We start from the raw sequence: 26396 nt of genomic DNA on the forward strand, positions 1-26396 counted from the left end.
GGCCGCGTGGCGCTCGCCGCCGTCAGCCGCGGTCGCGGCGACGGAAGAGCGCGCCCGACAGGGTGTCGGCCTCGAGGCCCTCGAGCGTGCGGCCGCGCGTCTCGGGCACCTGCGTCGCGATGAAGGCGAGCGCCACGGCACCGACAGCGGCGAACAGGAAGAACGTGCCGGTGATGCCGACCGCATCGATGAGCGACGGGAAGGTCAGCGCGAGCGCGCCGTTCGCGGTCCAGTGCGCGAAGACGGCCACGCCGATGCCGAGCCCCCGCATCCGGAGCGGGAAGATCTCGGACAGGTAGACCCAGGTGGCGACGTTGAGGAACGTCTGCATCGAGCCGACGAACGCGACGACGAGGGCCAGGATCACGAACGGCCGCAGCGGGTCGCCGCGCTCGAGCACCGTCGAGGCGACGCCGATGAGCACGTGGCAGGCGGTCGTGAGCGAGAAGCCGATGAGCAGCGTCCTGCGTCGGTCGAGCCGGTCCATCATCCACAGCGCGATGACGCCGCCGACCACGGCGATGATGCCCGGGGCGACGTTGGCGACGAGCGCCGCCGACTCCGAGAATCCCGACTCCACGAGCACCGTCTGTCCGTAGTACATGATCGAGTTGATGCCGGTGAGCTGCTGGGCGACGCCGACACCGATGCCCACGAGCAGGATGCGCGTGAGCCAGGGGTTGGCGAGCACCGTCCGCAGCCCGGTCCAGCCGCGCGACTCCCGCTCGACGGAGCGCTCGACCGCCGCGAGCTCGGCGATCGCCCGCTCGGGCGCGCGCACGCTGCGGAGCACGGCGAGCGCGCGCTCGTGCCGGCCGTGCTCGGCGAGCCAGCGGGGCGACTCGGGCATGCGCAGCATGCCGACGAACAGCGCCACCGCGGGCAGCGCGCACACGGCGAACATGACCCGCCACACGCCGTCGAGGTGGCCGAGCGTGCTGCCGATCACGGCGTTGACGAGGAAGGCGGCGAGCTGCCCGGTCACGATCGCGAGCTCGTTGCGGCCGGAGATCGAGCCGCGGATCTCGAAGGGCGCGAGCTCGGCGAGGTAGACCGGCACGACGGTCGAAGCGCCGCCGACCGCGAGGCCCAGCAGGATGCGGCCGACCACCAGCACCGCGAGGCCCGGCGCCGCGACGATGACGACGGTGCCGACGAAGAACAGCACGGCGAGCGCGACGAGCGTCGAGCGGCGGCCGAACCGGTCGGATGCGCGGCCGCCGGCGAGCGCGCCGAGCGCGGCGGCGAAGACGAGCGAGCTCGTGACGATGCCCTCGGCGAGCGCGTCGAGGCCGAGCTCCGCGCTCATCGGGCGCAGCGCGCCGTTGATGACGCCCGTGTCGTAGCCGAACAGCAGGCCGCCGAAGCACGCGACGATCGAGATGACGCCGAGGCGGCGCCGGTGCGGTCCCTGCGTCAGCGGCGGCAGGGCGGGCTCGGCCCCGACGGGCGGCGCGACAGCCACGATCGATCCTCCGGTCCCGTGCGGGTTCGCACCCGATCGATCATGCCGTGCCGCCGATGCCCCGTCGGCACCCGCACGGCGGGCGCCCGCTACACGTCGTCGATCGGCTCGCCTTCGACGACGTCGCTCACGTCGGAAGCGGCGTCGAACGACCACTGCGCCGGCCGGGCCGCGCCCTGCGGGCCGACCCAGAGCCCCGAGCCGCCGGGCTGCACGTCGACCACGACGGTGTCGCCGTCGCGCACCTCGCCCGCGAGCAGCGCCCGCGCCAGTCGGTCGTCGATCTCGCGCTGCATGAGCCTGCGCAGCGGCCGCGCGCCGTACATCGGGTCGTAGCCGCGCTCCCCCAGCCACTGCCTGGCCGCCTCGGTCACCTCGACGACGAGGCGCCGCTCGCGCAGCCGCCGGTCGAGCCCGAGCACCTGGATGTCGACGATCGAGCCGAGCTCCTCCATCGAGAGCGAGTCGAAGATCACGATGTCGTCGAGGCGGTTGACGAACTCCGGCTTGAACGCGGCGCGCACCGCGCCCATCACCTCGTCGCGCGCCGTCTCGGGCGCGACCGTCGGGTCGGTGAGGTAGGCCGAGCCGAGGTTGGAGGTGAGGATGAGGATGGTGTTGCGGAAGTCGACCGTGCGGCCCTGGCCGTCGGTGAGCCTGCCGTCGTCGAGCACCTGCAGGAGCAGGTCGAAGACCTCCGGGTGGGCCTTCTCGACCTCGTCCATGAGGATCACGGAGTATGGGCGACGGCGCACGGCCTCGGTGAGCTGGCCGCCCTGCTCGTACCCGATGTACCCGGGAGGGGCCCCGACGAGGCGCGCGACCGAGTGCTTCTCGCCGTACTCCGACATGTCGATGCGCACGAGCGCCTTCTCGTCGTCGAACAGTAGCTCGGCGAGCGCCTTCGCGAGCTCGGTCTTGCCGACGCCGGTCGGCCCGAGGAAGAGGAACGAGCCGGTGGGCTTGTCGGGGTCGGAGACGCCCGCGCGGGTGCGGCGCACCGCATCCGCCACCGCCGTGACCGCCTCTCGCTGGCCGACCACGCGGTGCGCGAGCTCGCCCTCGAGCGCGAGCAGCTTCTCGGTCTCGCCCTGCAGCAGCCGCCCGACGGGGATGCCGGTCCAGGCCGCGACGACCGCGGCGATGTCGTCGGCCGTCACCTGGTCGCCCACCATGCGTGCGCCCGCCTCGGCGGCACTGGCCTCGGCCTGCTTCAGCTGCGCCTCGATCTGCGGGATCTCGCCGTAGAGCAGGCGCGACGCGCGCTCGAGGTCGCCCTCACGCTGGGCGCGCTCGGCCCGGCTGCGCAGCTCGTCGAGCTGCTCGCGCAGCCCGCCGATGCGGTTGAGGCTGGCGCGCTCGGTCTGCCAGCGCGCGTCGAGCTCCGACAGCTCTGCGCGCAGCCCGGCGAGCGTCTGCTCGAGCGCGGCGAGCCGCTCCTTCGACGCGTCGTCGCGCTCGCGCTTGAGGGCGAGCCGCTCGATCTCCATCCGGTCGACGGTGCGGCGCAGCTGGTCGATCTCGGTGGGGGCCGAGTCGATCTCCATGCGCAGCCGGCTCGCCGCCTCGTCGATGAGGTCGATCGCCTTGTCCGGCAGCTGGCGGGCGGTGATGTAGCGGTTCGAGAGGGATGCCGCGGCGACGAGCGCGCTGTCGGCGATCGTCACCTTGTGGTGCGCCTCGTAGCGCTCCTTGAGGCCGCGCAGGATCGCCACGGTGTCCTCGACGCTCGGCTCGCCGACGTACACCTGCTGGAAGCGGCGCTCCATGGCCGCGTCCTTCTCGATGAACTCGCGGTACTCGTCGAGCGTCGTGGCGCCGATGAGGCGCAGCTCGCCGCGGGCGAGCATGGGCTTGAGCATGTTGCTCGCGCCCTGGCTGCCCTCGGCCGCGCCGGCGCCCATGATGATGTGCAGCTCGTCGATGAACGTGACGATGCGGCCCTCGGCCTTCGCGATCTCGGCGAGCACGTTCTTCATGCGCTCCTCGAAGTCGCCGCGGTACTTGCTGCCGGCGATCATGGCATTGACGTCGAGCGAGACGAGCGACTTGCCCTTGAGGCTCTCGGGCACGTCGCCCGCGACGATGCGCTGGGCGAGGCCCTCGACGACGGCGGTCTTGCCGACGCCGGGCTCGCCGATGAGCACGGGGTTGTTCTTCGTGCGGCGCGACAGCACCTGGCTGATGCGGCGGATCTCGGCGTCGCGGCCGATCACCGGGTCGAGCCTGCCTGCTCGCGCGATCGCCGTCAGGTCGGTGCCGAACTGCTCGAGCGCCGACCGCTGGTCGTCCTGACCGGGCATCATGCCGCCCATCCGTGCCATCGAATCCCCCATCCGATCAAACTTGAGTGCTGTCGGCTCAAGTTTACTCCTGATGCTGAGCGTTGGCTAGACGGCGGACGCGACGCCTGCGGTGGCGGTGGACCGAAGCGCCATGAGCCACTCCGGGTGCGCGGGCTCGCCGAAGCCGTGGCGCCGGTAGAGCGCGTGCGCGTCGTGGGTGGCGAGCATGACGCGGCTGAGCCCCATGGGCTCGAGCGCCTCGAGCACCGCCCGGACGAGCGCAGAGCCCACCCCTCGACCACGCGCGGACGGCGCGACGTAGACGTCGCAGAGCCAGGCGAACGTCGCGCGGTCGGTCACGACGCGCGCGTAGCCCACGAGCTCGTCCCCCTCGTCGGACTGCTCGAGCGCTCCGAAGCTCAGCGAGCCGCGGGCCGCGGCCTCGACCGTCTCGCGGGATCGCCCGAGCGCCCAGTAGGCGTCAGTCGAGAGCCAGCGGTGCACGACGTCGAGGTCGATGCGGGCGAGGTCGTCGGTGACGGTGATCGAGCCCATGCGCGAAGGCTAGCCGTGGTAGACACGCCGCATGGCATCGGGGGCCGCGTCCGGGGGCGACGAGCGCACGCCGCGCCGCCGCCTCGCCGGGCTCCTGCTCGCGGTCGCGAGCGCGCTCGTCGGCATCGCCGCGGCCGCCGCGATCCCCCAGCCGCCCTGGGGCGTCGCGGCCGCGATCCTGCTCGCGCTCGCGTCGGTCGGCGTCGCGGTCGGCCTGTCGCTGCATGCTCGCGAGCCCGCAGGGGCGCCCGACGCCTGGAGCGCGCGGCGCGCCCGCCGGGGCGCTCTCGTCTACGGCGCCTTCCTGCTGGCCGCGAGCGCCACGACCGCCGTCGGCATGCTCGTGCTCGAGCCGATCGCCGCCCTGGAGCCCAGCCGCTCGTGGACCGTGATCGTGCTCTTCGGTATCTGCGGCGCATGGCTCATCGCGGTGGGCACGGCCTCGGTGCCCAGCCCGGTCGCGTCGAGCGACCGGCCCGCCGGGGACCCGTCGGTGGACGCGCGCGGGTGGATCCGCCTGGGATCTCGGCGGGCTCCGACGGACGTGCGGCGCGACTGGGCGTCGGCCATCCCGTTCCAGCTGTTCCAGGTGCCCGTGCTCGTCGTGCTGCTCGTGCCGGTGCTGGTGGACCTGGGCCCGTGGGCGGTGGCGAGCGCCGTCGCGATCGCCGTGGCGGCCGTCACCGTCGCCGCGGTCGTGCTCCGACGGCGCAGCGAGCCGGCGTGGATCGCGCCCGACGGCAGCCGAATGCGCCATGGCTCGCGCGAGGTTGCCGCCTCCGAGATCGTCACGGCGGTCCTGTCGTCCTCGCCGCTCGTGCCGGACGCGACGGAGCGGAACCTCATGCTGACGCTGGCCGCGCGCCGCGGGTTCCGAGCGACCGTGCACCTGCGCCGACGCGGGCGGCTGGTGCTCGGCGAGGCCGAGACGGCGGTGCTGCTCGACCTGGTGGCGGCATCCGCGATCGGGCTCCCGCACGATCAGCACGACGCGACGGGCAGGTTCTCGAAGTCGTTCTACCCGGATCACCTGACGAGGGCCGAGGCGGAGGCGGTCGTCGCCGATCCGCCCGGCGACGGCGAGCCGCTGCCGATCCGCTCGTGGTGAGACGCCGGCGGCTACGATCGCGATGACCGGGCGACCGCCTGCTCGATCGCGGACCCGCGAGCGTCAGGAGCGCGCATGACGACCAGCCCGACCACCGCCTCGCCGATCCGCCGCGTCGTGCTCGTCGGCCGCGCGATCATCGCCGTCGCGATCCTCGCGGCGGTGACCGGCCAGCTCATCACCTCGGTCGGCTTCTGGACCGCCCGCGGTGACGAATCCATCCCGCTCGACCTGCTGAACTTCTTCTCCTTCTTCACGATCGAGTCGAACCTGCTCGCCATGGTCGTGCTCGCGCTGCTGGTCGCGGCCCAGCTCGGCCGACCCAGGATCGGGCGCCGCTTCGACGTGCTGCTGCTCTGCGCCACGACGTACATGGTCGTGACCGGCATCGTCTACAACACGCTGCTGCGCGGCATCGAGCTGCCGCAGGGCGCGACCCTCGGCTGGTCGAACGAGGTGCTGCACCTCATCGCGCCGCTCTGGATGCTCATCGACTGGCTCCTCACCGCCGGCAAGCGCGAGGTGCGCTTCGCCGACCTGCGCATCGTCGCGATCTACCCCGTCCTGTGGCTCGTCTACACGCTGCTGCGCGGACCCGTCACCCTCGACCAGGCCAGCGGCCGGCCGTGGTGGTACCCGTACCCGTTCCTCGACCCGGCGACGCACGCGAACGGCTACGCCGGCGTGGCGGTGATGTGCCTCATCGTGGCCGCGACGGTGCTGCTGGGCGCGGCCGCGCTCGTCGCGTACGCGCGGTGGCGCCGCCGATCGCTGGCGCCGCGCGAGGCGCACGCCGCGCGCGCGTAGCGACCGCCGCTCCGAGGCGCCTCTCCGATGACTCAGGACTGGGTCAGGAGATCGTCAAGTGCGCCCGCTCGCCCCCGAGCCGGACGACCCTAGGGATCCACGGCCCGCTCCCACCGCTGTCGACGGTCCGGGAGGTCGATGATGCACCTGATCCACCCAGCAGACGAGCGCGTGCGCCCGACCCCGCTGGCCGATCGCGTCGCCTCCCTGCGTCGGCTGTCCGGGCGCCGATGGTTCAGGGTCGCGGCCCTCGCCGGTCTCGTGGTCGCGCTCGAGGTGCTGGTGCTCGAGGGCTGGATTCGCGGGGCCCGCGTGCCCCCGTGGGACTTCCTCGGCGCGTACGCGCAGGAGGCGTATTGGTGGTGGGCGCACGGCGGCTTCTTCGACCCCGTGTCGTGGATCCCGGCGGTGCGAGGCGGCTATCCCGCGTCGCTCAGCCTGCAGAACAGCGCCTGGTACCTGCCGTACGGCGCCGTCGCCGCCGTCGTGCCGCTGACGCCGTGGGCGCTCGCGTTCCTCTCGGCCGTCCACGTCGCGTTCGGCAGCGTCGGCGCGTACCTGCTCGTCCGCCGCCACGGCGTCTCGTTCCTCGCCGGCCTCGTCGCCGCAGCCGGGTGGTTCTTCGCCGTCGGCGCCTTCAGCAACGCCGAGCACCCCGACATCGCCCGCGGCTACGCGTGGCTGCCGTGGGTGCTGCTGGTCGCCTCGACGCGGTGGCCGTGGCGGCGCTGGTGGTCGATCCCCGTCGCGACGCTCGTGCTGTGGCAGGCGGCGTCCGGCGTGTACCCGGGGATGCTCGTCGCCTACGCGTGCATCGGCGTCGTCTGGGTGGTGCTGCAGCAGGTACAGAGCCGCGCTCGGCTCACCGACTTCCTGCTGCCGCTCGGGATCGCGATGGTCGCCGCCCTGCTCCTCAGCATGGTGCGCCTGCTGCCCTATGTGCTGGGCAACGACCTCACCGGCGTGCGCGAGCCCGACGCGTCCGAGTGGTCGTGGTCGATGCTCCTCTCGCTGCAGTTCGGCTACGACTACGGCTTCTACCCGAACGACATCTCGATGCGCTCGTTCTTCATCCCTGCCGCGGTGCTGCTCGCCGCCCTCTTCGCGCGCCCCGGGTCACCGCTCACGCGGCTCGGGCTCGGCATCCTCATCCCTGCCGCGCTGCTGGGTCTGCCGCTGTTCCCGTGGTTCGAGGCGCTGCAGCAGCTCCCCGGGCTGTCGCTCAGCCGCTTCACCATGAGCGACTTCAAGGTCTTCATGCTCTTCGGCGTGCTGCTGCTCGCGGCCTCCGCGGTCGACGGCTTCGTGCGGCACCGCACCCCGCTCCCCTGGCAGCGGGCGCGCGTGGCCGTGGCCGTTGCCGTCGTCGTGCTGTTCGCCGTCGGCGGGCTGCTCGCGCGCATCGACCTGCGCGACTACGCCCTCACGCTCGCGGTGCTCGTCGCGTCGGCGGCGCTCGTGCTCGCCGTGAGCAGCGGCCGGCGCGACCTCGCGGCGCTGCTGATCGTCGGCGTCGTCGCTTCCGGCGGGCTGTGGGCCTACTCGAACCGCGAGCCCTGGCGGACCGACCGCGTGGACGCCGAGGTCGGTCGGTTCGACGGCCCCGTGGCGGAGCTCGTCGCCGACGCCGAACCGCTCGCCGGCGACCGGCGACCGGGACGCACGCCGCTGCCCGCGGACGCCGGCCTCGACGACATCCAGAGCAGCGAGTGGAACGTGGCCTACTACACCGGCGAGGCGGCGCTCGGCGGGTACCTCAACCTCAAGGGCAACACCTACTTCGAGACGCTGCGGGCCGCGATCAGCGAGGGCGATCGGGCGGAGCAGCTGCTCGCGTTCCTCTCCCACCCCGGCACCGCGATCACTGCAGCCGCCTTCGACGAGGGCTGCGCGGACGAGGCGTGCGGAGGCGTGCGGGTCACGCCGGTGGCCTACGAGCCGGACCGGCTCGAGTACGACCTGCAGACGACCTCGGCCGGTGCGGTCGTGCTCAACGAGCCGTTCTACCGCGGATGGCAGGCATCCGTCTGCGCCGATGACGTGTGCGTGACCGGGGCGCCGACCGCGACCGACGGCCTCGTCACGATCGACGTGCCCGAGGGCGCGGCGCTCGTCACCCTGACCTACGCCACCCCCGGGCTTGGCGTGGGCTGGCTGCTGTTCTGGGCAGGAGCACTCATCGCGGCGCTCGCACCCGTGGCCCTGTGGTCCTCGCGCCGGCGCCTCGCCGACGCGGACGGTCGAGGAGAGAACGATGCCTGACGCGGTGCGCTTCAACGACCTCCACCGCGGGCTGCAGAGCACCGCACCAGGGGTGCGCGACGCCATCGAGGAGGTGCTCGCCTCTGGGTGGTTCGTGCTCGGCCCGCAGCACGACGCCTTCGAGCGCGAGCTGGCCGCGTCGCTCGGCATCGCGGCTGCGGCGGGCGTCGGCAACGGCACCGACGCCCTGCAGCTCGCGCTGCAAGCGGTGGGCGCGCGGCCGGGGACCGCGGTCGTCACCGTCGCCAACGCCGGCGGCTACACGTCGACCGCCACCCGGGCGATCGGCGCGACCCCCTGGTACGCCGATGTCGACCCGGCGACGCTGCAGGCCACCCCGGCGACGGTGGAGGCGGCGCTCCGGAGCGCGCCGATGCCGGTGAGCGCGATCGTCGTCACCCACCTGTTCGGGCAGATGGCCGACGCCGGGGGCATCGTCGAGATCGCCGGCGGCGTGCCCGTGGTCGAGGACTGCGCGCAGGCGATGGGCGCCCGCCGCGACGGCCGGGCCGCGGGCACGTTCGGCACCGTCGCCACGACGAGCTTCTACCCGACGAAGAACCTCGGCGCGGTCGGTGACGGCGGCGCGGTCTTCAGCGACGACGTCGAGCTCGTCGCGCGCATCCGCCAGCTGCGGCAGTACGGGTGGTCGTCGAAGTACCGCTCGTCTGCGGCCGGGGGCCGGAACTCCCGCCTCGATGAGCTGCAGGCCGCGGTCCTGCGGCGCCTGCTGCCCGCGCTCGACGCCGACGTCGCCCGTCGCCGCGAGATCCACGGCCGCTACGAGGCGGCGGCGACCGGTCGCATCCGCATGGTCAATCGCGCGACGCCCTCCTACGCGGGCCACCTCGCGGTCGTCGTCGTCGACGACCGGTCGCGCGTGACCGCGATCCTCGACGACCACGGCATCGGGCACGACATCCACTACCCGATCCCCGACCATCACCAGCCGATCGCCGAGCCGGATGCACCGCCGCTGCCGGCCACGGAGTGGGCGAGCGAGCACATCATCAGCGTCCCCCTCTACGCCGGGCTCACCGACGACGAGCAGGCGCGCGTCGTCGCCGCGCTCCACGAGATGTCGTGACGCCATGGCCCCGCGGTACTCCATCGTCATCCCCGTCTACAAGAACGAGGAGACGATCCCGAACCTCTTCGCGCGGCTCCGCGACCTCTCGACCCGCTGGCGCGACCTCGAGGTCGTGCTCGTGGTGGACGGATCGCCGGATCGCTCGGCCGACGTCATCCGCGCCGAGCTCACCGACGCCCCGTTCTCGGTGCAGCTCGTCGAGCACTCCAGGAACTTCGGGTCGTTCGAGGCGATCCGCTCAGGGCTCGCGGTCGTCAAGGGCGACTACGTCGGCGTCATGGCTGCCGACCTGCAGGAGCCGACGTCGCTCGTCGAGGAGTTCTTCACCATCCTCGAGGCCGGCGACTGGGACGTCGCGGTGGGCACCAGGCAGTCGCGCGACGACCCGGGCTCGTCGAAGCTGCTCTCCGGCACCTACTGGTCGCTCTACCGCCGCCTGATCCAGCCGGAGATGCCGAAGGGCGGCATCGACATCTTCGGCTGCACGCGCGAGGTCGCCGCCCGGCTCGTCGCCCTCGAGGAGTCGCACTCGAGCCTCGTCGGGCTCCTCCTGTGGGTGGGCTACCGGCGGGTCGAGGTGCCGTACGCGCGCGTGGCGCGCGAACACGGCAAGAGCGGCTGGTCGCTGCGCCGGAAGATCGGCTACTTCCTCGACAGCTCGTTCTCGTTCACGAACGCGCCCATCACGGTCATCACGCTCGTCGGCATCCTCGGCACCGTGACGACGATCGTCATCGCGCTCACGGTCTTCATCTCCTGGGCGCTCGGCCGCATCCCGGTCGAGGGCTTCACCGCGCTCATGCTCGTCAACCTCGGCAGCACCGGCGCGATCCTCATCGCGCTCGGCGTGATCGGCAGCTACGTACGACGCGGGTTCGACAACTCGAAGCGACGCCCGCACGCCATCGTCGCCCGCGCGACGGAGTTCGAGCGATGAGCCGCGAGCTCGGCAGGCAGGCCGTGCGCTTCCTCCTCGTCGGCGGCCTCAACGTCGCCGTGAGCTATGGCATCTTCATCCTGCTGGGCCTCGTGGTCGCGCCCTGGATCGCGTACACGGCGGGCTACCTGGCCGGCCTCGTGCTCGTCACCGCCATGACGCCGCGCTTCGTCTTCGGCACCGGCACGAGCTGGCGACGGATGGGCGCGTTCGTCGGCGTCTACGTCGCCGTCTACCTCGTGGGCCGGCTCATCGTCGCGCTGGTGGATCCCGTCGGGCTGGTCGAGCTGCTGCTCACCAGCGGGATCCTGCTGGCCGTGACCGTACCCCTCAGCTTCCTCGCGGGACGGCTCCTCTTCCTGCGACCGCGGCATCGACTGGGAAAGGTGGACTCGTGAACCACTTCGTGCACGAGCGGGGCATCTGCGAGAGCGAGCGGGTCGGCGACCGCACGACCATCTGGGCGTTCGCGCACGTGCTGCCGGGCGCCGTCATCGGCGCCGACTGCAACCTCAACGACGGCGTCTTCGTCGAGAACGACGTCGTCATCGGCGACCGCGTGACGCTGAAGTGCGGCGTGCAGATCTGGGACGGCATCCGGCTGGAGGACGACGTCTTCGTCGGGCCGAACGCGACCTTCACGAACGACCGCTTCCCGCGCAGCAAGCAGCGGCCCGACGCCTACCCGCAGACGGTCGTCGAGCACGGCGCATCGATCGGCGGCAACGCGACGATCCTGCCGGGCATCCGGATCGGCAGCCACGCGATGGTCGGCGCCGGCAGCGTCGTCACGCGCGACGTGCCGTCGTACGCGATCGTCGCGGGCAACCCGGCCCGCATCATCGGCTACGCCGACACCGAGACGATCGGGCCGATCCACGCGGCACCGGGATCCATCAACCACGCGATCGCCGACGGCGGCTTCGGGCTCATCGAGCTGCAGCACGCGATCGACCTCCGGGGCTCGCTCTCGGCCGTCGAGTTCGCGGCGGGGCTGCCGTTCCCGCCGAAGCGCATGTTCATCGTCTACGACGTGCCCACGCGCTACGCCCGCGGCGCGCACGCCCACCGCGCGTGCCACCAGTTCCTCATCTGCGTCAAGGGCTCGGTGCACGCGATCGCCGACGACGGCACGAAGCGCCGGGAGTACCTGCTCGACGCGCCCGACATCGGGCTCTACATGCAGCCGCTCACGTGGGGCACGCAGTACGCCTACAGCCCCGACGCCGTGCTCGTCGTGCTGGCCTCGCACGAGTACGACAACGCCGACTACATCCGCGAGTACGACGAATTCCTCAGCATCGTGGCCGGTGCGCCGAGTCCGGCAGCGCAGCTGCCCTGACGGCGTGGCTGCCCTGAAGACGCGGGCGCACGCCGACGACCGCCGCGTCGCCATGGGGCGAGCGGCGGTCGTCGTCGTGCGGGATCAGCGCTCGGCGGAGAGCACCGCGAGGTCCTCGGCGAGCTCGACGTCGACGTCGTCACCGTCGACCGCCACCTCCACCTCGTAGCGCACCTGGTCGTCCTCGGTCTCGATCGAGGTCACCGTGCCGCCGCCCGCGGCCGCGACAGCGGCGTCGACGATCGCGGCGATGCGCGAGGGGTCGAGCGGCACGTCGCTCGAGCGGTCGTCGTCGTCGTCCTCGCGGACGACCGCGTCACCCGAGACGGGCACGCGCACGTCGAGCTCGCTGCCGTCGTCGAGCCGCACGTCGACCTTCCAGGCGCCCTGCTCGACCTCGATGCTCGTCGCCGAGCCGCCACCGGCGGCGGCGATCGCCGTGTCGATGGCGGCGACGAGGTCGGATGCCTCGGCCGATGCCGCACCGCCGTCGGGCGCGTCGTCGTCGCCGCCTCGGTCGTCGCCGGGCTCGGCGGACGGGCTGGGGCCGTCCGTCGCGCCCGGGTCGTCGGTCGCGCTCGGGGCGTCGGTCGAGGACGGGTCGCTCGACGCGCTCGGCGCCGGGGCCGATGCGAGCGGCGCCGAGGTGGCGGAGGGCGACGGGTCATCGCCGTCGTCGACCGCATCGGCGATCGTCATGCCGACGCCGGCGACGGCGAGCACGGTGAGGGCGGCCGCCGAGCCGATGAGCACGGGCTTCAGGATGCCGCGACCCCGCTTGGGGGCGCCGGCCGGAGCGGCCTCGTGGATGCGAGTGGTGGCGTCGGCGTCGCGCAGGGCGGCGTCGCCGGTCGCGGGGTCGCGGGGGGCCGGGTCGTTCGCGGCAAGGGCGTCGGGGTGCTGGGCGTCGCCGTCCTGGCCGAGGGGCTGCTGGGGGTCGCGGGGAGTCTCGTTCATGGGCCTCACCTTCCTCGACCACCGCTGACGCGCGTCTGAACGATGCTGAACGCCGCTTCAGGATCGATCGGTCGCGACCGGGAGCTCGAGCACGAAGCGCGCACCGCCCGTGGGCGAGGCGGTGATCCAGGCGTCGCCGCCGTGCGCCCTGGCGACCTCGCGCACGATCGCGAGGCCGAGCCCGGAGCCGCCGTCGTCGCGCGCGCGCCCCTCGTCGAGCCGCACGAAGCGCTCGAACACGCGCTCGCGCTCCGACTCGGGCACGCCGGCCCCGTCGTCGTCGACCCACACCATCGCGCGCCCGTCGCGCACGACCGAGCCGAGCGCGACGGCGTCCCGCGCATGGCGCAGGGCGTTGTCGACGAGGTTGCGGAGCGCCCGGGCGAGCAGCCGGGCGTCGCCCACGACCGGCGCCACGCGCACGGCCGACCCGTCGGCCGTGCGCCCGAGGGCGCGCACCCGCTCCACCTCCGCGAGCGCGAGGTCGTCGAGGTCGACGGGCCGTCGCTGGCCAGCCTCGTGCTCGTCGAGCCGGGCGAGCAGCAGCAGCCCCTCGACGATGGCGTGCATCCGCTCGCCCTCCTCCAGCACGACGTCGGCGAGCTCGCCGGGCGCGGTCGAGTCGGGATGCGCGCGCGAAAGCTCGGCGAACTGCCGCATCGACGCGAGCGGCGAGCGCAGCTCGTGCGAGGCGTCGGCGACGAACCTGCGGCGCGCCCGCGCGCCCTCCTCGACGCGCGCGAGCATCCGGTTCATGGTCGCCCCGAGGCGGTCGACCTCGTCGTCGCGACCGCTCGTCGGCACGCGGCGGTCGAGCGCGGTCGCGTCGATCGCGTCGACCTGCGCGCGCATCCGATCGACCGGTGCGAGTGCGCGGCCCACGACGATCCAGACGACCGTGCCGACGAGCACGATCGCGAGCGGCACGGCGATCATGAGCAGCGAGGTCGCGAGCCGCACGGCGTCGTCGATGTCGGCCGCCGAGCGCGCGACGACGATCGTGCCGGCCGTGACCTCCTGGGCGACGACGACGTACCGCTCGCCCTCGACGGTCGCCTCGAGCGGCTCCGCGCCGGTGGGCACGGGCACCGCGGTCGCCCGGTCGGCGTTCACGACCACGCCGGTGGCGGAGCGCAGCGCGACGAGCACGTCGTCGTCGCGCTGCACGAGCGCCGCGGTCTGGATCGTGCCGGCGTCGACGCCGTCGGCGAGGGCCGCGAGCTCGTCGCCGAGCTGCTCTGCGACGGAGGCGGTGAGCAGCCGGTCGAGCGACCACACGATGCCGACCGCGCCGAGCCCGAGCGCGACCGCGACGACCGCGAGCGCGGCGGCGGTGATCCGGAGGCGGATGGACGCGCCGCGCGGCGCGGCGCGGGCCGCGTCAGCCACCGTCAGCCGCCAGCCGGTAGCCGGCGCCGCGCACCGTCTGGATGGCGTCCCGGCCGAACGGCCGATCGACCTTGCGCCGGATCCTGCCGACGTAGACCTCGACGATGTTGGGGTCGCCCTCGAAGTCCTCCGACCACACGTCGTCGAGCAGCTCTGCCTTCGTCACGGCCTCGCCCCGACGGCGCATGAGCAGCTCGAGCACCGCGAGCTCCCGCGCGGTCAGCTCGACCTCGGTGTCGCCGCGGTGGACGGTGCGCGCGGCCGGGTCGAGCCGCAGGTCGCCCGCCTCGAGCACCACGGGCCGCTCGCGCGCGCCGCGCCGCACGAGCGCGCGGATCCGGGCCACGAGCACCGGGAACGAGAACGGCTTGGTGAGCCAGTCGTCGCCGCCCGTGTCGAGCCCCTCGACCTCGTCCCACTCGCCGTCCTTCGCGGTGAGGAAGAGCACGGGCGTCCAGTTGCCCTCCGCGCGCATCGTCTGGCAGACGCGGTAGCCGCTCATCCCGGGCATCATCACGTCGAGCAGCACGACGTCGTAGGCGAACTCCCGCACGCGCCAGAGGCCGTCGACGCCGTCGTGGGCGACGTCGACCGTCATGCCCTCGGCCCGGAGCCCTCGCTGGATGCCGTCGGCGAGCCGCACCTCGTCGTCGACCAGGAGCACCCGCATGCGTCGAGCATGCCGCCTGGCGACTGACGCGGCGCTGAACGACGCCGGTCGACGCGGGCGAGTCGGCGGATCTGGGATGATGGAGCCCATGCCTGCCGTCGCCGAGCCCCTCGCGCGCGTCGTGCTCATCGGCGGGGCGTCCGGCTCGGGCAAGTCGCGCATCGCCGAGCGCTCCGGGCTGCCGGTGCTGCGGCTCGACGACTTCTACCGCGAGGGCGACGACCCCGCGCTGCCGCGGCTCGAGACCGGCGAGGTCGACTGGGACCACCCCGGCTCGTGGCACCTCGATCGGGCGGCGGACGCCCTCGAGCAGCTCGCGCGCACCGGTCGCACGAGCGCCCCGGTCTACGACATCTCGCGCAGCGCGACCGTCGGCAGCCGCGACGTCACGCTCGACGGCGCCTCGCTGTTCGTCGCCGAGGGCGTCTTCGTCGGCGAGGTCGTGGCCGAGGCGCGCCGCCGCGGCATCCTCGCCGACGCGCTCTGCGTGCATCGCTCCCGCTGGGTGACGATGGGGCTGCGCTTCGCCCGCGACCTCCGCGAGCGCCGCAAGAGCCCCGCGTTCCTCGTGCGCCGCGGCATGCTGCTCGCGCGCCGCGAGCCGGTGATCGTCGCCCGCCTGACCGACGCGGGGTGCCGTCCCGTTCGGGTCCGCGCGGCGAGGCGGATGCTCGCGCGGAGCGCCGGGCGCGCCTGACCCCTCAGCCCTCGACCTGGACCTCCTTGCCGTCGACGATGGCGTAGGTCGCGGTGCGGAACGGCGCCGGGGTGAGCGTCATCGCCACCGCGCCGCTGTCGGCGATGCGCACATCCGTGACGTCGAAGCCCGACGGCTGCGCCACGTCGTCGAAGAGCCGCTTGCCGGGGCCGACGATGGTCGGGAAGACGATGAGCCGCAGCTCGTCGAGGAGGCCCTCGGCGATGAGCGTCTGCAGCAGCTGCCACGAGCCGTGCACCTGCAGCTCGCCGTCCCCGCCCTCCTTGAGCGCGCGGATGCGCTCGACGACGTCGTCGCCGATGACCGACTCCGTGCCGCCCCACGTCGCGTCCTCGGGCCGGAGCGTCGTCGAGACGACGTGCTTCGGCGCGGTGTTGAGGCGCTGCGCGACGGGGTCGTCGGGGTCGGTGACCTGCGGCCAGTAGTCAGCCATCATCCCGTAGGTGACGCGGCCGAAGAGCAGCGCGTCGGTCGTCGCGAACCACCCGGTGACGACCTCGCCGACGGTCTCGTCGAACGCCGGGGCCACCCATCCGCCGTAGCGGAAGCCGCCGGAGGTGTCCTCCTCCGCGCCGCCCGGACCCTGCATCACGCCGTCCAGCGTCATGAACTCGTGCGCGATCAGTCGCATCTGCGCTCCCTCGGCGTCGGTCGCGACGGCATCGGCGCCGTCCGCGATCCCATCGAGCATGCGGGGCGCCCGGACCCTTCGCAAGGGGTCAGATGCCGCCGAGAGGTCGCTGAGAACGGCTGGCACTCTCCTACCGAGAGTGCTAATCTGGCGTCGCTCCGCGGGGCATGCCCCGAGGGGCTGCCACAGACACCGGGGACCGTCGCATGGGGGCGACGGCCCGACGTTGAGGAGGTGGTTGTCAATGGCACTGACCTTCGACCCGTTCCGCGAGATGGACCGGATGGCCGCCCGCCTGCTGACGAGCGGAGGCACCGAGCGCTCGTCGAGCTGGATGCCGATGGACCTCTACCGCGCGGGTGATCACTACATCGTGAACGTCGACCTGCCGGGCGTCGACCCCGGCTCGATCGACCTCGACGTGGACGCGAACACGCTGACGATCCAGGCCGAGCGCACGATCGGCGCGGCGGATGGCGCGCAGTGGCTCGCGCAGGAGCGGCCGGCCGGTCGCTACATGCGCCAGCTGGGCCTCGGCAACGACGTCGACCTCGAGCGCATCGAGGCGACGTACGAGCACGGCGTGCTCATGCTGACGATCCCGGTCGCCGAGCGCGCGAAGCCGCGCAAGATCTCGGTCGAGCAGCGCGACCGCCGGTCGGAGCTGAGCACCGGCGGCTCGGGCGAGACCGCTGACGCGACCCCGTCGTCGGAGTCGGCGAGCACCGGCGCCTGACCTCACGCAGCGGTGCCCCCGTCCTCGCGGCGGGGGCGCCGCTGCGTGAGCGGGGGTGACCGGGACCCCCGGCGGATCCGGCGCCCAGCGACGCCACGACCGCACTATCCGCTCGTGACGCCCCCGACAGCCGGATGCTCCGGGCCGGCCGCGCGCCGCGCCTCACGTCGGGCGATCGCGAGCCACGTGCGAGGCCCGGCGAGCCATCCGATGAGCGTCGAGACGACGATCGAGCCGACGACGTAGATGGCGGCGACGATCCAGAAGCCCACCACCCCGGTCAGCAGCACGAGCAGGCCGAGCAGCCAGCTCGAGAGCGTCGAGAGCACCGCCTGCAGGCCCGTGCCGAGCGCGGCGCCGCGGAAGGTGACGGCCGCGGCCGCGGGCACGCCGGCCCGGTGCATCCGCCGCGTGCTGAGCCAGCACCCGAGCGCCATCGCCCCGACCGCGAGCAGCACGAGCCCGAGCACGACGGGCGCGAGCGGCGTGCCGTCGAGCTGCTCGACCCACGCGACCACCGAGCGCCCCCACGCGACGTCGTCGAAGAGGTCGACGACGACCGAGCGCACGAGCAGCAGCACGATCGCCGCGACGAGCAGCCCCCACACGAGGCTCGCGCCCGCCGCGACGAGCGCCAGGCCGATGCTGCCGGCGGCCCGGACCGCCGCGCGCTGCCCGGCGTCGAGCGGGTCGGGCGCGGTCGCCCGCACGCGGCTCACCGCGTGCTCGGCTCGCCGCGCAGCTCGACGCGCGCCAGCTCGGCCTCGTCGCGAGCGCGCGCCGCGGCCTCCTCCGCCTCGGCGAGCACGGCGAAGTCGACCCGCGGCCGGGCGGTCGACAGGAAGAGCCAGCCGTACAGCAGTCCGACGCCGCCCGTCAGCACGATCGCGATGCCGAGCAGCGCGAACAGGGTCGTCCACATCGTGCCGATCGTGAGCGAGGCGGAGCTCGCGCCGAGGATGAAGAACAGCCCGCCCATGAGCGCCATCGGCCACACCATCACGCCGATGAAGCCGGTCGTCGCCGTCGTGCACAGCCAGGCGAGCCAGGTCGAGCGGTGCGGCTTCGCGAGCCCCGCCGACTTCGACCAGAGCGCCTGCGCCAGCCAGCCGAGTGCGAGGAGCCCGCCGCCGACGAGCAGCCCGATGACGACCGTCGCACCCACGCGCTCCGGCGTCGACCAGAGCGAGACGACCGTCGTGAACGAGTCGGCCTCGAAGTCGGAGACCTCGTCGCCGGAGGCGTGCAGGAGGAACGCGAACCCGACGATCAGAAAGAACGCGGTGAGGAGGTGCGTCGCGAGCGCCATGAGCGTCTGCCCGACCCACGAGCTCAGGAGCGCTGCGCTCCGCTGCCGCTTCGTCCAGCGGATGCGCGGCGGCACCAGCACGAGCTGCGGGTACGGGCCGTACCCGGCCGGTGCGTACGGGCCAGGGGCATGGGCGACCGGGGCGTAGGGAGCTGCGGCGTAGGGGCCAGCACCGTAGGGACCGGCGGCGTACGCAGGCGCGGGGTAGGGATTCGCTCCGTACGGAGCCGCGCCATGCGGGTGGCCGTAGGCCTGCTGCTGCGGGGCGAGCCGCTGCGGCATCGAGTCGGCGACCGCCGGCATGAGCCCGGGCGGCAGCATCGCGCCGGAGGGGGCGAAGCCCGCGGCGGGGTTCACGACGCCCTGCGCGCCCACGGGCGGCTGCAGCAGGAGCCGCTCGCGCCGCAGTCGCGCGCGCTCCTCCGCTCGGGTCTCGATCGCCTTGGCCGGCACGAGCCGGTCGGCCGCGGGCGCTGCCGGCGCCTCGCGCTGGCGCATGCGGCCGGCGGCAGCGGCGCGCTCGGTGGCGTCCGAGGGCACGGGCGTGTCGGTGCCCGGCGGCGGGGGCGCCGCGGGGTCGACGCTCGCGCGAGGCTCCTGGTCCACGCGGACATCATCGCATCCGGCCCTGCGCGGCATCCGGCGCTGCCAGGAAGCCGGCGCTACTAGAAATCCGGCGCTGCGCGGTGGTCAGCGCGCGGAGGGCCGCCAGAGCACGACCGAGCCCGGTCGCGTCGGCCGGGCGCCTGCCCGGATCGTCGTGATGCCCGCGGTGCCGGCCGCGAAGACGCGGCGTCCCTGCTGCTGCATCACCGCATCCGCGAGCGCCGACTCGAGCTCGCGCACGCGCTGCCGCAGGTCGCGGTTCTCGTCGCTCATCTCGAGGATGCGGCGGATGCCCTCGAGCGAGACGCCCTCGCCGGAGAGCAGCTGCACCTGCCGGAGTCGCCCGACGTCGCGCATCGAGTAGCGGCGGGTGTTGCCCGCGGTGCGGCTCGGCTGCACGAGCCCGAGCCGGTCGTACTGGCGCAGCGTCTGCGCGTGCAGGCCGGCCAGCTCGGCGGCCGCCGCGATCGAGAAGATCGGCGACGTCTCGTCGAAGCCGGCCGGCGCGCTCGCCATCAGGCTGCCTTCGCCTTCGCGAGCAGCTCGGCGCGCGGCGACTCGGTCGGGCCCGCCTCGACGAAGCGCTCGAGGTGCTCGACCTGGTCCTTCGTCAGGTGGCTCGGCACCGCGACCTGGATGGTCGCGAGCAGGTCGCCCGTGCCCTTCTTGCCCGCGACGCCGCGGCCCTTCACGCGCAGCACGCGACCGGACGGCGTGCCGGGCGCGACCTTGAGCCGCACCGGGCTGCCGCCGAGCGTGGGCACCTCGATCGTCGCGCCGAGGGTCGCCTCCGCGAAGGTGACCGGCACGTCGACGCGCAGGTTGAGCCCGTCCATCGTGAAGACGGGGTGCGGTCGCACCTGCACGGTGAGGATGAGGTCGCCCGGGTCGCCGCCGGTCGGCGACGGATCGCCCTTGCCGGCCAGCTTGATCTTCTGGCCGTCGTGGACGCCCGCGGGCACCTTGACGGTCATCGTCCTGCCGCCGACGGTCAGCTTGAGGGTGTCGCCCTGCACCGCCGACGTGAAGTCGAGCGCCGCCCGCGCGGTGACGTCGCGGCCCTTGGCCGGACGGCGCGAGCCGAACGGGCTGCTGCCGCCGAACATCCCACCGAGCAGGTCATCGAAATCGCCCTGCGAGTACTGCACCCGCGGGCCGCCGCCGAAGCCGCCGAAGACGTCCTCGAAGCCACCGGAGCCGCCCGGCGCGAACCGCGGACGGCCACCGGCCATCGCGCGGATCGCGTCGTACTCCTGCCGCTGCTTCGCATCCGACAGCACTGCGTGCGCCTCGGAGATCTCCTTGAACCGGGCCTCCGCCTTCGCATCGCCCGGGTTGGAGTCCGGGTGGAACTGGCGCGCGAGCTTGCGGTACTGCTTCTTGAGGTCTGCAGGCGTGACGTCCTTCTGCACGCCGAGCGTGGCGTAGAAGTCCTTGTCGAACCAGTCGTTGCTCGCCATGCCGGACCTCAGCTCACTCGGCCGGCACGAACACCGCGACCTTGGCGGCTCGCAGCGTGCGCTCGCCGACGCGGTAGCCCGACTGCACGACGTCGGCGACGACCATCTCGGTCACCTCCGGGTTCGGCAGCTGCACCACCGCCTCGTGCTTGTCGATGTCGAACGCCTCGCCGACCTCACCGAGCCGCACGACGCCGAGCTGGTCGAACGAGGCGCGCAGCTTCTGCGCCACGAGCGCCAGCGGCCCCTCAGCGAGGTCGCCGTGCTTCTCGGCCAGGTCGAGCCCGTCGAGCGCCGGCAGCATCGCCTTGATGACGGATGCCGTGGTCGCGTCGCGGTCGCCCGCGCGCTCCCGCTCGGTGCGGTTGCGGTAGTTGACGTACTCGGCGCGCAGCCGCTGCAGCTCGTCGAGCTGCGCGGCCGACTTCGCCTCGAACGCGGCGCGCTCGGCCTCGATCGCCGCGGCCTCGCCCTCGAGCAGGGCGCGGTCCTCGTCGCTCAGGTCGTCCGGGCCGGGCGCCGAGGCGGCCGCGCTGGGCGCGGCCTCCTCGGTCTGCTCGGGCTCGGCGCCTGCGGGCTGCGGGGTGCCGGTCGCGTCCTGGCTGCCGCTCCCGTCCTGCTGGGCGGGCTCGTTCGACTCGTCGGGCATGTTCGACTCCTCGCGCTCGCTCACGGCTGCTTCTTCTCGTCCTCGTCGTCCACGACCTCGGCGTCGACGACGTCGTCCTCAGCGGACTGCTCGCCCTGCGGAGCGGCGCCGTCCTCGGGCGCACCGTCGGTGCCCTCGGCACCCTGCTGCGCCTGCGCCTGCTGGTAGATCGCCTCGCCCAGCTTCGACTGCGACTGCTGCAGCGTCTCGACCGCCGTCTTCACGGCCTCGTCATCGTCGCCCGCGAGGGCCGACTTCACCGCGTCCACGTCGGCCTGCACCTCGGTCTTGACGTCGTCGGGCAGCTGCTCGGCGTTGTCGGTCAGCACCTTCTCGACCGAGTAGACGAGCGTCTCACCGGTGTTGCGCAGCTCGGCGGCCTCGCGGCGGGCGTGGTCGGCTGCCGCGTTCTCCTCGGCGTCCTTGACCATCCGCTCGATGTCCTCCTTCGAGAGGCTCGAGCCGCCGGTGATCGTCATCGACTGCTCCTTGCCGGTGCCCTTGTCCTTCGCGGACACGTGCACGATGCCGTTCGCGTCGATGTCGAACGTGACCTCGACCTGCGGGATGCCGCGGGGCGCCGGCGCGATGCCGGTGAGCTCGAACGTGCCGAGCGGCTTGTTGTCGCGGGTGAAGTCGCGCTCGCCCTGGAAGACCTGGATCGCGACCGAGGGCTGGTTGTCCTCGGCGGTCGTGAAGGTCTCGGAGCGCTTCGTCGGGATGGCGGTGTTGCGCTCGATGAGCTTCGTCATCATGCCGCCCTTGGTCTCGATGCCGAGGGACAGCGGGGTGACGTCGATGAGCAGGACGTCCTTGCGCTCGCCCTTCAGGACGCCGGCCTGGAGCGCGGCGCCGACGGCGACGACCTCATCCGGGTTGACGCTCTTGTTGGGCTCCTTGCCGCCGGTGAGCTGCTTGACCAGGTCGGAGACGGCGGGCATGCGGGTCGAGCCGCCGACGAGCACGACGTGGGCGATCTCGGAGACGGTGATGCCGGCCTCGCGGATGACGTCCTCGAACGGCTTGCGGGTGCGCTCGAGCAGGTCCTTCGTCATGTTCTCGAACTGGGCGCGGGTGAGCGTCTCCTCGAGGTTGGCGGGGCCGTTCTCGGTGAGCGAGAAGTAGGGCAGCTGGATGCTCGTGGTCGACGACGACGAGAGCTCCTTCTTCGCCTGCTCGGCGGCCTCCTTCAGGCGGCGCATGGCGATCTTGTCCTTCGAGACGTCGACGCCGGTCTGCTCCTGGAAGCGCTTCTTCAGCCACTCGACGATGCGGTCGTCCCAGTCGTCGCCACCAAGGCGGTTGTCACCGGCGGTCGAGCGCACCTGGATGGTCGAGAAGTCGTCGTCCTTGCCCACCTCGAGCAGCGAGACGTCGAACGTGCCGCCACCGAGGTCGAAGACGAGGATGAGCTCGTCCTCCTTGCCCTTGTCGAGGCCGTAGGCGAGCGCGGCCGCGGTGGGCTCGTTGATGATGCGCAGCACGTTGAGGCCGGAGATCTCGCCGGCCTCCTTCGTGGCCTGGCGCTCGGCGTCGTTGAAGTACGCGGGCACGGTGATGACCGCATCCGTGACCGGCTCGCCGAGGTAGGTCTCGGCGTCGCGCTTGAGCTTGCCGAGGATGCGCGCCGAGATCTCCTGCGGCGTGAACGACTTGCCGTCGATGTCCTGCTTCCAGCCGGTGCCCATGTGGCGCTTGACCGACGAGATGGTGCGGTCGACGTTCGTGACGGCCTGGCGCTTGGCGGGCTCGCCGACGAGCGTCTCGCCCTCCTTCACGAAGGCGACGACCGACGGGGTCGTGCGGAAGCCCTCGGCGTTCGCGATGACGGTGGGCTCGCCGTTGTCGAGGAATGCGACGACGGAGTTGGTGGTGCCGAGGTCGATGCCGACTGCTCGTGCCATGGTGGTGCCTCCTGTTCGCAGCTGTGCTGCGGTCTGCCTGCTGGTTGCCTGCTCTGCCTGGTTCCGGCGGAGGAGCGCACCGACATCCCCCGCAGCGCATCGGATGCGCTGCCTGGCGGTGGGCTCGTCCCCCGGAACCGCAGCCGCGACCTGCGCCCGGCTGGACGCCGACTTGAGTCGCGATGGCTCAACTTTTCCACCTTGAGTCGACCTGTGTCAACTTTCTGGGCTGTGCATCCGCCGTGAAAGAGGGACGTCCGCTCGCGGGGTGATGACCGCCGACACGCGACACCGCCACGACACCCGCCTCGCCCCGCTCGTTCGCCTTCCGGCCCTACGCTCAGGGGCATGAGCGCCCCTCAGGAGCCGCGCGCGGCATCCGTCACCGCCAAGCCCGCACCCGACGACCTGGTGCAGCCGTCGCAGATCGGCGTCGCGCCGATCGCCCGCCGCGAGCTGAGCCGGCGCGCGACGGCGTGGGCGCTCTGGGACTGGGGCTCCGCGTCGTTCAACGCGGTCATCACCACCTTCGTCTTCAGCCGGTACATCGCATCCGACCTCTTCGTCGACCCGGCGATCGTGGACGCGGCGGGTGAGGGCGGCTCACCCGAGCTGACGCGCGCGCTCGCCGAGAACGCCTCGATCGTGGCGTGGGCGATCGCGATCGCCGGCGTGCTCGTCGCGGCGCTCGCGCCGGTCATCGGCCAGCGGTCGGATGGCGGCGGTCGCCGCAAGCTGTGGGTCGCGGTGAACACCGGCGTGACGATCGTCGCGATGATCGGCATGTGCTTCGTCGCGCCGGTGCCCGAGTACATCTGGCTCGGTGCTGCGCTGCTCGCCGCCGGCAACCTGTTCTTCGAGTTCGCGTCGGTCAACTACAACGCGATGCTCCACCAGGTGTCGACCAAGGAGGCGCTCGGCCGCACCTCGGGCTACGGCTGGGGCATGGGCTACGTCGGCGGCATCGTGCTGCTCGGACTGCTGCTCGTGCTCTTCATCTTCCCGCTCGCCGACCCGGACGCCGGCGGCGTACTGCAGATCCCGAACGGCCGCGAGGGCGGGGCGCTCGACGTGCGACTCGCGGTGCTCGCGAGCGCGATCTGGTTCCTGGTCTTCGCGCTGCCGCTGCTGCTCAAGGTGCCGGAGGTGCCGCCGACCGGCGCCGCGCCCAAGCGCGTGGGGATGCTCGAGTCGTACCGCATCCTCTTCCGCACGATCGGGCGCATCCGCCGCACCGCGCCGAAGACGCTGCTCTTCCTCGTGGCGTCCGCCATCTTCCGCGATGGGCTCTCGGGCGTCTTCACCTTCGGCGCGATCATCGCCTCGTCGGTGTTCGGCTTCTCGTCGACCGAGGTCATCCTCTTCGCGATCGCCGCGAACGTGACGGCAGGCGCCGGCACGTTCGTCGGCGGATGGGCGGACGACCGCTTCGGCCCGAAGGTCGTCATCGTCATCTCGCTCATCGTGCTGTCGCTGTCGGGCCTCGCGGTGCTCTTCGTCGAGGGCAAGGGCATGTTCTGGGTCTTCGGCCTCGCGCTGTCGACCTTCGTCGGCCCGGTGCAGTCGGCCTCGCGCTCGTTCATGGCGCGGATCACGCCGGCGGGCCGAGAGGGCGAGATGTTCGGCCTCTACGCCACCACCGGGCGCGCCGTCTCGTTCCTCGCGCCGACCCTCTTCGGCATCTTCGTGACGGTCGCGGGCGACGTGCGCTTCGGCATCCTCGGCATCGTGCTCGTGCTGGTCGCGGGCCTGCTGCTGGTGCTGCCGGTGCACCCGAAGCCGACGGTGATCGAGGGCGAGCCGAGCGCCGCGGCGACGCGCGCCGACTAGCGCGTTTCCGGTACCGATCTGCGGGTGCGCAGCGGATTCACCCGCAGATCGGTACCGGAGACGTCCGGGCGGGGACGCTCCCGTCCACAGGCAGGCGTGGATGCAACCCGCACGCGCTCGATCGCGGTGCACCATGCACCCATGAACCGGCGAGCAGAGCTGCCCGAGCCGTTCACCGACGGCCCGTTCTCCGTCGCGACGGCGCTCGCCCGAGGCGTCTCTCCGAGCAGGCTCCGCAGCCGCGACCTGACGACGCCCTTCACCGGCGTGCGCACGCGGGGAGAGCCGGCGGATGTCGCCGAGCATGCCGCCGCGTTCGCTCAGCACCTGCGACCTGGCCACGTGTTCGCCGGCATGACGTCGGCTCGGCTCTGGGAGCTGCCCGTCGCCGCTCGGTGGACCCGTGCTGAAGCGCTGGTCATCGGTGTCCCGGCCGGAACGACGCGGACGCGAGCCCGCGGCGTGCGCGCACGCGAGTTCGACGCGACCCGGCTCTCCTCAGGCACGCTCGACGGGCTGCCGCTCCTGGGCCCTGCCTCGACCGTCATGTCGATGGCGAGGGAGACGAGTCACGAGGACCTCGTGGTGCTCATCGAAGCGCTCGTCACGCCGTCGACGCACTACCCGGATCTGCGCATGCCCCGGCGGCCGTTCACGGACCTCGAGACCCTGCTCGAGTTCGGTGCGCGCTGCCGCGGCATGCACGGCGCCACGGCATTCCTGGCTGCGGCGGCCGCAGCACGCGCCGGTGCCGAGTCGCCCCAGGAGACGCGCTCGCGGCTCGCGATCGTCGCGGCCGGGCTGCCCGAGCCGGTCGTGCAGCTCGAGGTGTGGATCGACGGGGAGCTGCGCGCCGTGATCGACCTCGCCTACCCGGAGTGGAAGATCGCGATCGAGTACGAGGGCGAGCACCACCTGACCGATCCGGCGCAGTGGGCGAAGGACATCCGTCGTCAGGAGCTGCTCGAGTCGTTCGGGTGGATTGTCATCCGCGTGACGAAGGCCGACCTGCGGAACGGCGGGGCGGGACTCGTCGCGCGCATCCGTGCGGCCTTGGCGCGACGAGGTGTCCCCGGCTGATCTCCGGTACCGATCTGCGGGTCGTGGCATCGTGCACCCGCAAATCGGGGCGGGAAGCAGGCTCGGGCGGGCTGCGTCGGGCAGGGTGAGGGCATGGAGACCCGGATGTCGAGCGTCGAGCTGCTGCTCGACGAGGGCGCGGAGGCGCAGGTGCGGGCGGAGTGGGGCGCGCTCGCCGATGCTGGGCTGTCGAGCCTCGCGCGGCACGACGCCGCGAGCAACCGGCCGCACGTGACCCTGCTCGCTCGGGTCGGGCTGCCGGCGCTGCCGCTCGAGCACGTCGAGCTGCCCGTCCCCCTCGTGCTCGGCCCGCCGATGCTGCTCGGGTCGAGTGACCGCCGCGTGCTCGCTCGGGCCGTGCTGCCGAGCCCGGCCCTCCTCGCACTGCAGGCGACGGTCCGTGCGGCGGCTGGGCCGGCCGACGACGCGCACTTCCTCCCGGGACGCTGGCTGCCGCACGTGACGCTCGCCCGGCGGCTGCGCCTCGTCGACATCCCCACCGCGCTCGCGCTCCTGGGTGACCCCATCGACGCCTCCGCCGTCGCCATCCGGCACTGGGATCCCGCGACCGCCACGCTCACGACGCTCGCGGGCGGCTGACCGGGC

25 protein-coding genes are annotated in these 26396 nt (G+C 72.8%); 12 read left to right on the top strand and 13 right to left on the bottom strand.

What is annotated here, in order from left to right; genetic code table 11:
• Positions 1-22: 22 nt before the first annotated feature.
• The 3 genes from ACVWW9_RS04300 to ACVWW9_RS04310 form a co-directional block, all read right to left on the bottom strand.
• A complete protein-coding gene (locus ACVWW9_RS04300; RefSeq protein ID WP_456514525.1) occupies positions 23-1465 on the bottom strand; it encodes a sugar porter family MFS transporter in 1443 nt (480 codons plus the stop codon).
• Positions 1466-1554: 89 nt separating this feature from the next.
• Positions 1555-3789, bottom strand: coding sequence for an ATP-dependent Clp protease ATP-binding subunit (locus tag ACVWW9_RS04305; RefSeq protein ID WP_456514526.1), 2235 nt, complete (start codon positions 3787-3789; stop codon positions 1555-1557).
• Positions 3790-3855: 66 nt separating this feature from the next.
• The gene (locus ACVWW9_RS04310; RefSeq protein WP_456514527.1) at positions 3856-4305 is read right to left on the bottom strand and encodes a GNAT family N-acetyltransferase; all 450 of its coding nucleotides are present in this window, start codon (positions 4303-4305) and stop codon (positions 3856-3858) included.
• A gap of 31 nt (positions 4306-4336) precedes the next feature.
• On the opposite strand from ACVWW9_RS04310, the gene ACVWW9_RS04315 reads away from it, so the two are divergent.
• From ACVWW9_RS04315 to ACVWW9_RS04345, 7 genes are all read left to right on the top strand, one after another.
• Positions 4337-5413 (top strand): hypothetical protein, encoded by a 1077-nt coding sequence (locus tag ACVWW9_RS04315; RefSeq protein WP_456514528.1) that lies wholly within the window; start codon positions 4337-4339, stop codon positions 5411-5413.
• Positions 5414-5488: 75 nt separating this feature from the next.
• Positions 5489-6220: a Pr6Pr family membrane protein gene (locus tag ACVWW9_RS04320; protein ID WP_456514529.1), complete on the top strand. Its 732-nt coding sequence runs from the start codon at positions 5489-5491 to the stop codon at positions 6218-6220.
• 138 nt (positions 6221-6358) lie between these two features.
• Entirely contained in the window at positions 6359-8482 is a 2124-nt protein-coding gene (locus ACVWW9_RS04325; RefSeq protein ID WP_456514530.1) for a hypothetical protein, read from the top strand.
• Positions 8475-9569: a DegT/DnrJ/EryC1/StrS family aminotransferase gene (locus tag ACVWW9_RS04330; RefSeq protein ID WP_456514531.1), complete on the top strand. Its 1095-nt coding sequence runs from the start codon at positions 8475-8477 to the stop codon at positions 9567-9569. The genes ACVWW9_RS04325 and ACVWW9_RS04330 overlap by 8 nt, the downstream gene beginning before the upstream one ends.
• A 4-nt stretch (positions 9570-9573) precedes the next feature.
• Positions 9574-10509 carry a glycosyltransferase family 2 protein gene (locus ACVWW9_RS04335; protein WP_456514532.1) on the top strand — a complete coding sequence of 312 codons (936 nt, stop codon included), beginning with the start codon at positions 9574-9576 and terminating at the stop codon, positions 10507-10509.
• A complete protein-coding gene (locus ACVWW9_RS04340; protein ID WP_456514533.1) occupies positions 10506-10907 on the top strand; it encodes a GtrA family protein in 402 nt (133 codons plus the stop codon). The genes ACVWW9_RS04335 and ACVWW9_RS04340 overlap by 4 nt, the downstream gene beginning before the upstream one ends.
• Positions 10904-11851: a WxcM-like domain-containing protein gene (locus ACVWW9_RS04345; protein ID WP_456514534.1), complete on the top strand. Its 948-nt coding sequence runs from the start codon at positions 10904-10906 to the stop codon at positions 11849-11851. Before ACVWW9_RS04340 ends, ACVWW9_RS04345 begins: the two co-directional genes overlap by 4 nt.
• Before the next feature lie 84 nt (positions 11852-11935).
• Here ACVWW9_RS04345 and ACVWW9_RS04350 read toward each other — a convergent pair whose 3' ends face one another.
• The 3 genes from ACVWW9_RS04350 to ACVWW9_RS04360 are packed head-to-tail and all read right to left on the bottom strand — an operon-like array spanning position 11936 to position 14867.
• Positions 11936-12808, bottom strand: a complete 873-nt coding sequence (locus ACVWW9_RS04350; protein ID WP_456514535.1) for a hypothetical protein — start codon at positions 12806-12808, stop codon at positions 11936-11938.
• Positions 12809-12865: 57 nt separating this feature from the next.
• A complete protein-coding gene (locus ACVWW9_RS04355; RefSeq protein WP_456514536.1) occupies positions 12866-14197 on the bottom strand; it encodes a sensor histidine kinase in 1332 nt (443 codons plus the stop codon).
• Complete coding sequence (locus tag ACVWW9_RS04360) at positions 14190-14867, bottom strand: response regulator transcription factor (protein ID WP_123696504.1); 678 nt, start codon at positions 14865-14867, stop codon at positions 14190-14192. The genes ACVWW9_RS04355 and ACVWW9_RS04360 overlap by 8 nt, the downstream gene beginning before the upstream one ends.
• Before the next feature lie 88 nt (positions 14868-14955).
• Here ACVWW9_RS04360 and ACVWW9_RS04365 point away from each other — a divergent pair, with 88 nt between their 5' ends.
• Positions 14956-15564, top strand: a complete 609-nt coding sequence (locus ACVWW9_RS04365) for a uridine kinase family protein (RefSeq protein WP_456514537.1) — start codon at positions 14956-14958, stop codon at positions 15562-15564.
• 4 nt (positions 15565-15568) lie between these two features.
• Here the strand turns inward: ACVWW9_RS04365 and ACVWW9_RS04370 are convergent, their stop codons facing one another.
• Positions 15569-16276 carry a dihydrofolate reductase family protein gene (locus ACVWW9_RS04370; protein ID WP_456514538.1) on the bottom strand — a complete coding sequence of 236 codons (708 nt, stop codon included), beginning with the start codon at positions 16274-16276 and terminating at the stop codon, positions 15569-15571.
• Positions 16277-16460: 184 nt separating this feature from the next.
• Between ACVWW9_RS04370 and ACVWW9_RS04375 the strand changes: the two genes are divergently transcribed.
• Positions 16461-16952: an Hsp20/alpha crystallin family protein gene (locus ACVWW9_RS04375; protein WP_456514539.1), complete on the top strand. Its 492-nt coding sequence runs from the start codon at positions 16461-16463 to the stop codon at positions 16950-16952.
• A 104-nt stretch (positions 16953-17056) separates the two neighbouring features.
• Here ACVWW9_RS04375 and ACVWW9_RS04380 read toward each other — a convergent pair whose 3' ends face one another.
• From ACVWW9_RS04380 to dnaK, 6 genes are all read right to left on the bottom strand, one after another.
• The gene (locus ACVWW9_RS04380; protein ID WP_456514540.1) at positions 17057-17671 is read right to left on the bottom strand and encodes a hypothetical protein; all 615 of its coding nucleotides are present in this window, start codon (positions 17669-17671) and stop codon (positions 17057-17059) included.
• Positions 17668-18867, bottom strand: a complete 1200-nt coding sequence (locus ACVWW9_RS04385; protein WP_456514541.1) for a hypothetical protein — start codon at positions 18865-18867, stop codon at positions 17668-17670. Before ACVWW9_RS04385 ends, ACVWW9_RS04380 begins: the two co-directional genes overlap by 4 nt.
• 84 nt (positions 18868-18951) lie before the next feature.
• Positions 18952-19383, bottom strand: coding sequence for a heat shock protein transcriptional repressor HspR (locus tag ACVWW9_RS04390; protein WP_123696509.1), 432 nt, complete (start codon positions 19381-19383; stop codon positions 18952-18954).
• A complete protein-coding gene (locus ACVWW9_RS04395; protein WP_456514542.1) occupies positions 19383-20327 on the bottom strand; it encodes a DnaJ C-terminal domain-containing protein in 945 nt (314 codons plus the stop codon). Before ACVWW9_RS04395 ends, ACVWW9_RS04390 begins: the two co-directional genes overlap by 1 nt.
• A gap of 13 nt (positions 20328-20340) precedes the next feature.
• Positions 20341-21000: a nucleotide exchange factor GrpE gene (locus ACVWW9_RS04400; RefSeq protein ID WP_456514543.1), complete on the bottom strand. Its 660-nt coding sequence runs from the start codon at positions 20998-21000 to the stop codon at positions 20341-20343.
• The gene (gene dnaK / locus ACVWW9_RS04405) at positions 20997-22880 is read right to left on the bottom strand and encodes a molecular chaperone DnaK (protein ID WP_123696511.1); all 1884 of its coding nucleotides are present in this window, start codon (positions 22878-22880) and stop codon (positions 20997-20999) included. Before dnaK ends, ACVWW9_RS04400 begins: the two co-directional genes overlap by 4 nt.
• Before the next feature lie 348 nt (positions 22881-23228).
• On the opposite strand from dnaK, the gene ACVWW9_RS04410 reads away from it, so the two are divergent.
• From ACVWW9_RS04410 to ACVWW9_RS04420, 3 genes are all read left to right on the top strand, one after another.
• On the top strand, positions 23229-24710 hold the full coding sequence (locus ACVWW9_RS04410) for an MFS transporter (RefSeq protein WP_456514544.1): 1482 nt from the start codon (positions 23229-23231) through the stop codon (positions 24708-24710).
• Positions 24711-24851: 141 nt separating this feature from the next.
• Positions 24852-25790: an endonuclease domain-containing protein gene (locus tag ACVWW9_RS04415; protein ID WP_456514545.1), complete on the top strand. Its 939-nt coding sequence runs from the start codon at positions 24852-24854 to the stop codon at positions 25788-25790.
• Positions 25791-25883: 93 nt separating this feature from the next.
• Entirely contained in the window at positions 25884-26390 is a 507-nt protein-coding gene (locus tag ACVWW9_RS04420) for a 2'-5' RNA ligase family protein (RefSeq protein ID WP_456514546.1), read from the top strand.
• Positions 26391-26396 lie beyond the last annotated feature (6 nt).

It is taken from the genome of Agrococcus sp. UYP33 (genome assembly GCF_054060915.1).

Coding starts and splice junctions, on each gene's coding strand:
- ACVWW9_RS04305 (WP_456514526.1), bottom strand. CDS start 3,789: ATGGCACGGATGGGCGGCATGATGCCCGGTCAGGACGACCAGCGGTCG.
- ACVWW9_RS04310 (WP_456514527.1), bottom strand. CDS start 4,305: ATGGGCTCGATCACCGTCACCGACGACCTCGCCCGCATCGACCTCGAC.
- ACVWW9_RS04315 (WP_456514528.1), top strand. CDS start 4,337: ATGGCATCGGGGGCCGCGTCCGGGGGCGACGAGCGCACGCCGCGCCGC.
- ACVWW9_RS04320 (WP_456514529.1), top strand. CDS start 5,489: ATGACGACCAGCCCGACCACCGCCTCGCCGATCCGCCGCGTCGTGCTC.
- ACVWW9_RS04325 (WP_456514530.1), top strand. CDS start 6,359: ATGATGCACCTGATCCACCCAGCAGACGAGCGCGTGCGCCCGACCCCG.
- ACVWW9_RS04330 (WP_456514531.1), top strand. CDS start 8,475: ATGCCTGACGCGGTGCGCTTCAACGACCTCCACCGCGGGCTGCAGAGC.
- ACVWW9_RS04335 (WP_456514532.1), top strand. CDS start 9,574: ATGGCCCCGCGGTACTCCATCGTCATCCCCGTCTACAAGAACGAGGAG.
- ACVWW9_RS04340 (WP_456514533.1), top strand. CDS start 10,506: ATGAGCCGCGAGCTCGGCAGGCAGGCCGTGCGCTTCCTCCTCGTCGGC.
- ACVWW9_RS04350 (WP_456514535.1), bottom strand. CDS start 12,808: ATGAACGAGACTCCCCGCGACCCCCAGCAGCCCCTCGGCCAGGACGGC.
- ACVWW9_RS04360 (WP_123696504.1), bottom strand. CDS start 14,867: ATGCGGGTGCTCCTGGTCGACGACGAGGTGCGGCTCGCCGACGGCATC.
- ACVWW9_RS04365 (WP_456514537.1), top strand. CDS start 14,956: ATGCCTGCCGTCGCCGAGCCCCTCGCGCGCGTCGTGCTCATCGGCGGG.
- ACVWW9_RS04370 (WP_456514538.1), bottom strand. CDS start 16,276: ATGCTCGATGGGATCGCGGACGGCGCCGATGCCGTCGCGACCGACGCC.
- ACVWW9_RS04375 (WP_456514539.1), top strand. CDS start 16,461: ATGGCACTGACCTTCGACCCGTTCCGCGAGATGGACCGGATGGCCGCC.
- ACVWW9_RS04390 (WP_123696509.1), bottom strand. CDS start 19,383: ATGGCGAGCGCGCCGGCCGGCTTCGACGAGACGTCGCCGATCTTCTCG.
- ACVWW9_RS04395 (WP_456514542.1), bottom strand. CDS start 20,327: ATGGCGAGCAACGACTGGTTCGACAAGGACTTCTACGCCACGCTCGGC.
- dnaK (WP_123696511.1), bottom strand. CDS start 22,880: ATGGCACGAGCAGTCGGCATCGACCTCGGCACCACCAACTCCGTCGTC.
- ACVWW9_RS04410 (WP_456514544.1), top strand. CDS start 23,229: ATGAGCGCCCCTCAGGAGCCGCGCGCGGCATCCGTCACCGCCAAGCCC.
- ACVWW9_RS04415 (WP_456514545.1), top strand. CDS start 24,852: ATGAACCGGCGAGCAGAGCTGCCCGAGCCGTTCACCGACGGCCCGTTC.
- ACVWW9_RS04420 (WP_456514546.1), top strand. CDS start 25,884: ATGGAGACCCGGATGTCGAGCGTCGAGCTGCTGCTCGACGAGGGCGCG.